We start from the raw sequence: 9,307 nt of genomic DNA, 5'->3' as shown, positions 1-9,307 counted from the left end.
GCGTTCCGGCTCTGGCTCCGCCGGCTCTACACCCACCCGCGCACCGGAGAGCTCATCGCCATGGACGCCCGCGCCCGGCTCTTCCCGCCCGGCCTCCGCCGCTTCATCCAAACCAGGGACGACACCTGCCGCACCCCCTACTGCGACGCCCCGATCCGCCACCTGGACCACATCATTCCCTGGCACGACGGTGGGCCGACCACCGCAGACAACGGCGCCGGACTCTGCGAAGCCTGCAACCACACCAAAGAAACCCCCGGCTGGACCGCACGCCCCAGCCCTGAAGCAGAACCCGGCAACGGCAGGAACAGGAGGCACACCATCGAACTCACCACACCGACCGGCCACACCTACCACTCCACCGCACCACCCCTGCCGGGCACTACGCTTCAGCCATCTTCCACAGACCAGCCGGGTTCCCGCCACCGCCGCCAGCTCCGGCACCACGCCAAAACGCTGCGGCGCGGAAAGCCCAAAGTGGCAGCCGCAGCCTAGGAGTCATTGACTGCCCGAGGAACTGGAGGCGTTCTGACTACCTGCTCGGCCGTCCGGTAGTCCTGCTGGCGTTTAGTGTGAAGCCGTCTGCTCGCCGTACGGTTCCGGCCCGGTGACAACATCGTTCGAAGCAGCGTGGCACCACTCCGAAAACGACCCAGGGTAGAGGGCAGCGGAAAAGCCGGCAATCTCGAGGGCGGCGATTTCATGGGCCGCCGTCACTCCGGATCCGCAGTACACGGCGGTGGGGACACCGGGCCGGTAGCCGAGCCGTTCGAAGCGCTCGCGCAGCTCGGCCGGGGCCAGGAAGCGCCCGTCCGCGTCCAGGTTCCCGATGGTGGGGGCACTGACGGCCCCGGGAATATGGCCGGCGCGGGGATCCACGGGCTCGATTTCCCCGCGGTACCGCTCCCCCGCCCGGGCGTCCAACAGCAGCCCCCGCCGGCCCCAGGTGGCGGCCTGTCCGGCGTCGATCGCGGGCATGGCGCCGTCGGACAGCGTGACGTTTCCGGGTGCCGGCTGTTCGGGTCCCGCCGCCAGCTCGAACCCGGCTGCCCGCCAGGCGGCCAGGCCGCCGTCAAGCAGGTACACAGAACTGAAGCCGGCGTTGCGGAGCATCCACCACAGCCGGGCAGCGGCCATGTTGCCGCTGTCGTCGTACGCTACGACCGCATCGCCGTCGTTGATGCCCCAGCGGCGCGCGGACTCCTGGAACTGCCCAAGCGGCGGCAACGGATGCCTTCCGCGTTGCGGTTCCGCCGGTCCGGCGAGTTCGGTGGCGAGATCCACGAAGACGGCTCCGGGGATGTGTCCGCGCAAGTAGTGGTCGTGACCGTGGGGGTCCCCCAGCGCCCAGCGAACGTCGAGGAGCACTGTGCGCCGGCCGCTTTCGACGGCGCCGGCCATCCGGTCCTTCAGGGCAGCAGCATTGAGAAGGGTGTCCATTTCCCCACTCTATCTTTGGCGTCCCGCCGCCCCCGGTAGGCTGTAGCGGTGAACACCACGCACCAGCAGGACCGGGCCTGGGCCGACGAAGCCGTCCGCCGGATCAATGCCGAAAACAACCGCTCTGCCGACACCCACCTGTATTCGGTACCGCTCCCGGACCACTGGGGCGTGCAGCTGTACCTGAAGGACGAATCCACCCACCGCACTGGCAGCCTCAAGCACCGGCTGGCGCGTTCGCTGTTCCTTTTCGGCCTCGTCAACGGCTGGATCCGCGAAGGCACCACAATCGTGGAGGCATCCAGCGGCAGCACCGCCGTCTCGGAAGCCTATTTTGCGCAGCTGCTGGGGCTGCCCTTCATCGCCGTGATGACCCGGACCACCAGCCGCGAGAAGATCGCCCTGATAGAACAGTTCGGCGGCTCGTGCCACCTGGTGGACCACGCCTCGGAGGTCTACGAGGCCGCCGCGGATCTGGCCAGCAGCACGGGCGGGCACTACATGGACCAATTCACGTACGCAGAACGGGCCACGGACTGGCGCGGGAACAACAACATCGCCGAGTCGATTTTCGGCCAGCTGGCGCTGGAGGAGCACCCGGTCCCCCGCTGGGTGGTGGTCGGGGCCGGCACTGGCGGGACCAGCGCCCCGGCGGGACTGCTGCCGGCGGGACTGCTGCTGCCGCACCCGCGGCGGGATTGCCCTCCCGCATCGAGGGCATCGGCCGGCCGCGGATGGAGCCGAGCTTTGTGCCTGCCGTGATCGACCACATGATCCAGGTTCCCGACGCCGCGTCGGTAGCGGCCATGCGGCATCTGAGGGACCATGCCGGTCTGCACGCGGGCCCGTCCACCGGAACCAACCTCTGGGGTGCGTGGCAGCTCATCGCCGGGATGATCGCGGAGGGCCGCAGGGGCAGTGTTGTGACCTTGATGTGCGACGCCGGGGACCGCTACGCCGGGAACTACTACAACCCCGAGTGGCTGGGCGCCCACGGCCTGGATCCGGAGCCCCACGAGGCCGTGCTGCGCGAGTTCTTCCGGACTGGCGCCTGGCCGGCCTAAGCCGCCAGCCAGCCAGTCAGCCCCAACCGCCAGGCAGCCCGAGCCGCTCCCGTCCGCGTAGGCTAAACCTCCGCTGAATCGCCGCTGGAGAGGTGCCGGTACTCGGTGCCGTACTTGGCGCCGATCCGGGTCACGTGCCCCTCCACCAGGCCGCGGCCCAACTCGTTCAGGAGCGCGTCGTGGATCGGGAAGGCCCGTGGTGCGCGGACACCGATAACAAAATCCACCACTTCGCCCACCTTGTTCCACGGGGCATGGATGGGTACAAGCAGCGTCTTCACGTCGACGCCGTCGGGAATCGCGAAGGAGTCCCCCGGATGGTAGACGTTGCCATCGACGAGGTAGCCGACGTTGGCCACCACGGGGATCTGCGGATGGATGAGGGCGTGCTGGCCGCCAAAGGTCCTGACCGCGAAGCCCGAAGTTTCAAATTCCTCGCCCGCGGCCGCCGCATGGATGCGGCTTCCGGCGTCGGGCGCCTTGCCACGGAGCGTCTCGGCCACCGCCTCGGGGGCGAACAGCTCAAGGGCGGTGTTCGACTGCAAGGCCGCGGCAACGGCGTCGACGTCCACATGGTCCGCGTGCTCGTGGGTGATGAGCACGGTGTGTGCGCCGGCGAGGGCCTGCTCCGTCTCCGAAAAAGTGCCCGGGTCGAACACCAGCACCCGGCCGTCCTGCTCGAGGCGGACACAGGCGTGAGTAAATTTGGTCAGCTTCATCCGGCCAGCCTAGGCACCAGCCGTCACAGTGTCCACGGAGCGCCGCTGGCAATCTTGGGCGCTGGTAATCTTGGACATTGCCACCCCAGCCAGTCCCACCCGCGAATTCTTTGACGAAGCGAGTTCCACGATGTCCCAAGGCGCCACCACCGGCAGCAGCCGGACTCCGGCCCCGGCACCTGTGCAGGGCAAGGAACAACGCGTCACCAAGCAGCGACTGGCCGTCAGCGCAGCGCTGGACGATCTGGCGGACTTCGTCAGCACCCAGGAACTGCACCGCATCCTCCAGGAGCGCGGCACCGCAGTGTCCCTCGCCACCTCCTATCGGATCCTGCAGTCCCTCGCCGACGACGGGCTGGTGGATGTCCTGCGCAACGCCGACGGCGAAGCAGTGTACCGGCGCTGCGCCGTCACCGGGCACCACCACCACCTGCTGTGCCGGAACTGCGGCAAGGCCGTGGAAGTGGAAGCCCCGGCGGTCGAGGCCTGGGCTGCGCGGATCGCGAATGAGCACGGCTGCCGGCGGCCGCCGGCAAACCTGGGGAAATTCCACCGCAGTGGCGCGAGAGCGTTTAAGCCGCGGCTGCCGCGCTCCGCACCACCCGGCCGTTGAGCCCGCGCCTGGCCCGTGCGCCGCCGATCATCCGGCAGGCCACGTAGATCAGGAAGGACAACGTGGTCACATAGGGGCTGATCGGCAGCCGGCCGCCGAGGGCCAGCAGGATGCCTCCGACGGTCGCCGTCATCGCAAAGACGATGCTCAGCGTGACCACCAGCCGGGGCGAGGACGTGACGCGCATGGCGGCGGCCGCGGGCGTGATCAGCAGGGCCAGCACCAGCAGGGCGCCCACAATCTGGATGGACAGCGCCACGCTGATCCCCAGCAACACCATGAAACCCAGGGCCAGTGCCCGCACCGGCACGCCCCGGGCGGTGGCGACGTCGGGGTCGACACTGGCAAAGGTCAACGGCCGCCAGATCGCGGCCAGCGCCAGCATCACCACGACGGCGGCGACCGCCAGGACCTGCAGCTGGACGGTTCCGACCGACACGATCTGGCCGGTGAGCAGGCCAAATTTGTTGGCCGCCCGGCCCTCGTACAGGGACAGGAAGAGGATGCCCAGGCCAAGCCCGAAGGGCATGATGACGCCGATGATCGAGTTCTTGTCCCGTGCGCGGACACCCATCACGCCCAGCACCAGAGCTGCCAGCACCGACCCTGCCAGCGAACCGAGGATAATGTCCGCGCCGATCAGCAGCGCGAACGCCGCACCGGCAAAGGAGAGCTCCGAGATTCCGTGGACGGCGAAGGCGAGGTCGCGTTTCATCACGAAGGTGCCCATGATTCCGCCGAGCAGCCCGAGGACGGCGCCGGCCCAGATGGAGTTCTGCACCAGGACCAGCAGCTCGCCGTAGTTTTCGAAGTTGAAGATTGAGTGCAGCAGGTCGCCCAGATCCACTTAGCCCACCTCGCCCGCGACTGAGTGCGCGTCCAGATGGTGGTGCGTCGCGGCATCCGGCAGCCCGACGACGATCAGCCGGCCGTTGGCCTGGATGACTTCAACACGGCTGTCGTACAAATCTGAGAGCACCTCGGTGGTCATGACCTCTGCGGGTGTGCCCACCCGGAACTTTCCGCCGGCCAGGTACAGGACCCGGTCCACGTAGTCCATGATCGGGTTGATCTCGTGGGTCACGAACACCACGGCGCTGTCGGCCTCACGGCACTGCTTGTTGATCAGCGCGCTGACGCCCTGCTGGTGCTGAAGGTCGAGGGAGAGCAACGGCTCGTCGCACAGCAGCACTTTGGGATCGGTGGCCAGGGCCTGGGCCACGCGCAGGCGCTGCTGCTCACCGCCGGACAGCTGCCCCACCGGCACCTTCGCGTAGTCGGTGGCGCCCACGAGCTCCAGGAGTTCGTCGACCTTCCGGTTCACCTTGGCGCCGCCGAGGCGGATGCCCCAGCGGTGGCCGTCGACGCCGAGGGCCACGAGGTCGCGGGCGCGCAGGGGGGTATCGGGGTCGAACGATTTCTGCTGGGGCACGTAGCCGATCCGGCGGCTTCCCCGCTCAACGGGCTGGCCGGCGAGCACGGCCGTTCCCGTGGTCAGTTCCTGCAGTCCGAGCAGGACCTTCAGGAAGGTGGTCTTGCCGCTGCCGTTGGGACCGAGCACGGCAAAGAATTCACCCGGATTGATGTCCAGGTCCAGGCCCTCCCAGAGAGTCCGTTGGCCGAACGCCAGGGAGGCGCCGCGGAGGCTCACTACCGGTGTCAAATGCGGTTTCCTCGATTTTCCGCGGAGACTGCTGCTCCCGCTGTTGCGATCATCCTAGGGCCTTGCCGATGCTCTCCACGTTCCCGGTCATCCACTGCAGGTAGGACTGGCCGTCCGGGAGGGTTTCGCTGAAGTTCACGACCGGGACGCCGGCGGTCTGGGCGGCCCTCTTCAGCGCCAGAGTCTGCGGTCCCTCGGTCTGGGTATTGTAGGCCAGCAGCCGGACGCCGCGGGATGCCACGAGGTCGACAGCGGCTTTGAGCACGGCGGGCGGGACATCGGCATCTTCCTCGATCGCCGCCGTGTACTCGGCCGGGGTCTCGTTCTCCAGTCCGGCGTCCTCGAGCAGATACAGCGGTACGGGCTCGGTGACGGCCACGGGCACGTGGCCCGCCGAGGACTTGATGGCGGCGAGCCTGGTTTCCAGGGTGCCGAGCGAGTCCTTGAAGGCCGCCGCGTTGGTCCGGAACGTCTGCGCCGAGCCCGGTTCCAGCGAGCCCAGCTTGTCGGCGACGGCGTCCGCGAGTCGGGACATGGCCGGCAGGCTGTACCAGACGTGTTCGTTCAGCCCGGTGTGCTCGTGGGTATGGCCGGCGGAGTCGGGGCTCGCCGCTGCCGGGCTTTCGGTGGCCAGGCCCGAGGCGTCCACGGCGTTGATGATGTTGCCGGGCTCCAGCCCGGTGTCGGTTGCCAGCGTGTCGATGAAGGCGTCGTAGCCCCCGCCGTTCTCCACCACGAGCTCGGCCTTGGAGACGGCCAGCTTGTCCTGCGTGGTGGCCTCGTAGGAGTGCGGATCCTGGCTGGTGCGGCTGATGATCGAACTGACCCGGACCTTGTCGCCGCCGATGCTGGCGACGATGTCGCCGTAAACGCTGGTGGAAGCGACGACGTCGATCACGCCGTCGCCGGCGGTCCTCCGCGAGCTGCCCGCCGTGGGACTGCACGCGGTCAGCAGGAGGCCTAAGCCGGTAAGGCCAGCCAGCATGGCTCGGGCAGCGGGACGACGCACGGGAAACCTCGGATCTGTTATTGAGAATCAGGAGCAATAGCAACAGCCCGAGTGTATCCCTAAATAGGAATCATTCCTATTTAGGGATACACGTCGTGCCGTACTACCACCTGTCCGCTACTGGGCAGTCCGCTACTGGTCTTGGCCCAGCCTGCGGTAGCCGGTGGCCTGCGTCGCGTCCCGGATTTCGCCGACGAGCTGCTCGATCACGTCTTCGAGGAACAGCACTCCCTGGGTCAGCCCGTCGGGTCCGATCACGCGGGCCAGGTGCGAGCCCGTGCGCTGCATGACGGACATGGCCTGCTCAATTTCGTCGTCCATGGCGAGGTTCGCCAGCGACCGGATGCGGCTTTCGGCAATTGGCTGGTGGTACCCGGCGTCCGGGATGGACAGCACGTCCTTGATGTGGAGGTAGCCGGCCAGCATGCCGTCGTCGTCGAGCATCGGGAACCGTGAGAACCCGGTCCGGCTCACTGCCTTTTCGAATTCGACCGGCGTGGTGGCCGCCTTGAGCATAACGAGTTTGCCCAGCGGAACCATCACATGGGACGCGGTGTGTTCGGAAAACTCGAGGGCTCCGGTGATGAGTCCGGCGTCGTCGTCCACGAGTCCGTGGCGGGTGGATTCCTGCACGATCGACTGCACTTCTTCAAGGGTGAAGGTGGAGGTCACCTCGTCCTTCGGCTCAATCCGCATCAGCTTCAGGATGTGGTTCGCGGACCAGTTAAGCGCGGCAATGACGGGTTTGACGAGCCGCCCGATGAACATCAGCGGCGGCGCCAGCAGCAGCGCCGCCTTGTCCGCGACGGACACGGAGATGTTCTTGGGCACCATTTCACCGAAGGTGACGTGCAGGAACGTCACCAAGAGCAGGGCGACGGCGAAGGCCACAATGTCGGCGACCTCCATGGGGACGCCCACCGCTTCCAGCGGCACAGCCAGGAGGTGGTGGATCGCGGGCTCGGCCACCTGCAGGATCAGCAGCGAGCAGACGGTGATGCCGAGCTGGGCGCAGGCGAGCATGAGGGAAACGTTTTCCATCGCCCGCAGCGTGGTCTGGGCGCGCTTGGAACCTGCCTCGGCCAGCGGCTCGATCTGGCTGCGGCGGGCCGACATGACGGCGAATTCGGCTGCCACGAAGAAGGCGTTGCCCACCAGGAGGAACGCAAGCCACAGGATTCCTGCCCAGTCGCTCATGCGGCACCTGCCTGGCTGGCGGGCTGGCCGTCGCCGGACACCCGGATGGGCCGGAAACAGATCCGGTCGATCCGGCGGCCGTCCATGCGGGTCACGCTGAGTGTCCCGCCGACGACGTCGACTGTGTCGCCGACTGCCGCAATGCGGCCGAGCTGGCTCATGACGTAGCCTCCCACCGTTTCGTAGGCAGCCTCGTCGGGCACGGTCAAGCCCGGGATCTGTTCGGAGAGTTCATCGGGCCGGAGCAGGCCCGGGAAATACCAGTCCCCCGAGGCGCTTTGGAGCAGGCCCGGCCGGACCTTGTCATGCTCATCGGCCACTTCCCCGACAATTTCCTCCACGAGGTCCTCGAGCGTGGTGATACCGGCGGTTCCGCCGTATTCATCCAGGACGACGGCCAGTTGCAGATTGCCCTCGCGCAGTTCGGCGAGGAGGGCGTCCAGGTGGATGGTTTCGGGGACCCGGAGCACATCGGTCATGATGGCCCCCGCCTGCAGCTTGGCGCGGCGGTCCGCGGGCACGGCGATGGCCTTCTTGATGTGGACTACGCCGCGGATGTCATCGGAGGACTCGCCGATCACGGGGAACCGGGAGTATCCGGTGCGCTTGGCGGCCTCGACGATATCCGAGACCGGCTGGTCGGCGTCGATGGTCTCCACGCGGATGCGGGGGGTCATGACGTCCGCGGCGGTCCGCCCGGAGAACTTCAGGGTCCGGGCGATGAAGTTGGCCGTTCCCGCGTCGAGGGTGCCCATGGCCGCGGAGCGGCGCACAAGCGAGGCCAGCTCAGCCGGGGTGCGGGCGCCGGAGATTTCCTCCTTGGCCTCCAGGCCGAAGACGTTGAGGACCTTGTTGGAGAAACCGTTGAGCACCACGATGGCGGGCTTGAAGATGGCGGTGAACACCAGCTGCGGCCGGGCCACGGCCTTGCCGATCGGAAAGGACAGCGCGATGGCCATGTTCTTGGGCACCAACTCGCCGATCACCATGGAGAGCAAGGTGGCCACCGCCATCGCCAGGACCAGGGACAGCGAGGCAGCCGCCGCCGGCGGGACGCCGAGCGCGGTGAGGGGACCCTCGAGCAGCTTGCCCACGGACGGTTCCATGACATAGCCGGTCAGCAGCGTTGTCATGGTGATGCCCAGCTGGCAGCTGGAGAGCTGGGTGGAGAGCGACTTGAGACATTTGAGCAGAGGCTCGGCGGCGGTGTCGCCGGTGTCAACGGCCCGCTGCACAGTGGCCTGGTCCAAGGCGACCAGGGAAAATTCCACGGCAACAAAGAAGCCGGTGCCGAGGATGAGCAGGAGGCCTGCTGCGAGGAGTAGCCATTCCATCTAGCGGCCCGCTTCCGCAGCAGCGGCCGCGGCAGAGGCGCAAAAGAAGGGCCGCTGCAGGGGACGTAATTGCTGGAAGACCCTGCCTCGCGGAGGATGGTCGGCGGCGGCCGACCCTGTTTCCTGGAAAGCTCCGGAATGGCGTGCGGCCGGAGAATGATGGGCACGTGAACGGGGTTTGCCGGCTCTGTGGGTGGACTGCGCGGGAACGGTTTCCGTATTCCGCTGACAGCCCCCAGGCCGGCACCTAGATTTACTGTCCATAAGA

At 67.4% G+C, this 9,307-nt stretch carries 9 protein-coding genes and 1 pseudogene; 3 read left to right on the top strand and 7 right to left on the bottom strand.

Annotated elements, in window-relative coordinates; genetic code table 11:
* The coding region (locus AC1DXI_RS03775) for an HNH endonuclease (RefSeq protein WP_476937491.1) at positions 1-495 on the top strand (495 nt) is incomplete at its 5' end.
* 72 nt (positions 496-567) lie between these two features.
* Here AC1DXI_RS03775 and AC1DXI_RS03770 read toward each other — a convergent pair.
* The gene (locus AC1DXI_RS03770) at positions 568-1,440 is read right to left on the bottom strand and encodes a sulfurtransferase (RefSeq protein ID WP_476937490.1); all 873 of its coding nucleotides are present in this window, start codon (positions 1,438-1,440) and stop codon (positions 568-570) included.
* 48 nt (positions 1,441-1,488) lie between these two features.
* Between AC1DXI_RS03770 and AC1DXI_RS03765 the strand changes: the two are divergent.
* A pseudogene (locus AC1DXI_RS03765) lies at positions 1,489-2,504 on the top strand (PLP-dependent cysteine synthase family protein).
* Positions 2,505-2,566: 62 nt separating this feature from the next.
* Here the strand turns inward: AC1DXI_RS03765 and AC1DXI_RS03760 are convergent.
* Positions 2,567-3,223 carry an MBL fold metallo-hydrolase gene (locus AC1DXI_RS03760; protein WP_476937489.1) on the bottom strand — a complete coding sequence of 219 codons (657 nt, stop codon included), beginning with the start codon at positions 3,221-3,223 and terminating at the stop codon, positions 2,567-2,569.
* Positions 3,224-3,353: 130 nt separating this feature from the next.
* Here AC1DXI_RS03760 and AC1DXI_RS03755 point away from each other — a divergent pair, with 130 nt between their 5' ends.
* Complete coding sequence (locus tag AC1DXI_RS03755) at positions 3,354-3,836, top strand: Fur family transcriptional regulator (RefSeq protein WP_476937500.1); 483 nt, start codon at positions 3,354-3,356, stop codon at positions 3,834-3,836.
* Here the strand turns inward: AC1DXI_RS03755 and AC1DXI_RS03750 are convergent.
* The 5 genes from AC1DXI_RS03750 to AC1DXI_RS03730 all read right to left on the bottom strand — a co-directional run bounded on the left by AC1DXI_RS03750 (position 3,796) and on the right by AC1DXI_RS03730 (position 9,039).
* Complete coding sequence (locus AC1DXI_RS03750) at positions 3,796-4,683, bottom strand: metal ABC transporter permease (protein ID WP_026538465.1); 888 nt, start codon at positions 4,681-4,683, stop codon at positions 3,796-3,798. The genes AC1DXI_RS03755 and AC1DXI_RS03750 overlap by 41 nt on opposite strands.
* A complete protein-coding gene (locus tag AC1DXI_RS03745) occupies positions 4,684-5,499 on the bottom strand; it encodes a metal ABC transporter ATP-binding protein (protein WP_476937488.1) in 816 nt (271 codons plus the stop codon).
* A gap of 49 nt (positions 5,500-5,548) precedes the next feature.
* Positions 5,549-6,508, bottom strand: a complete 960-nt coding sequence (locus AC1DXI_RS03740; RefSeq protein ID WP_476937487.1) for a metal ABC transporter solute-binding protein, Zn/Mn family — start codon at positions 6,506-6,508, stop codon at positions 5,549-5,551.
* Between the two features lie 132 nt (positions 6,509-6,640).
* Positions 6,641-7,705 carry a hemolysin family protein gene (locus AC1DXI_RS03735; protein ID WP_476937486.1) on the bottom strand — a complete coding sequence of 355 codons (1,065 nt, stop codon included), beginning with the start codon at positions 7,703-7,705 and terminating at the stop codon, positions 6,641-6,643.
* Positions 7,702-9,039: a hemolysin family protein gene (locus tag AC1DXI_RS03730; RefSeq protein WP_018775293.1), complete on the bottom strand. Its 1,338-nt coding sequence runs from the start codon at positions 9,037-9,039 to the stop codon at positions 7,702-7,704. The genes AC1DXI_RS03735 and AC1DXI_RS03730 overlap by 4 nt, the downstream gene beginning before the upstream one ends.
* Positions 9,040-9,307: the final 268 nt, after the last annotated feature.

It is taken from the genome of Arthrobacter sp. P1_H7, assembly GCF_056405215.1.
Note: the sequence above shows the minus strand (reverse complement) of the source record. Positions and strands in the feature narration are given on the sequence as shown.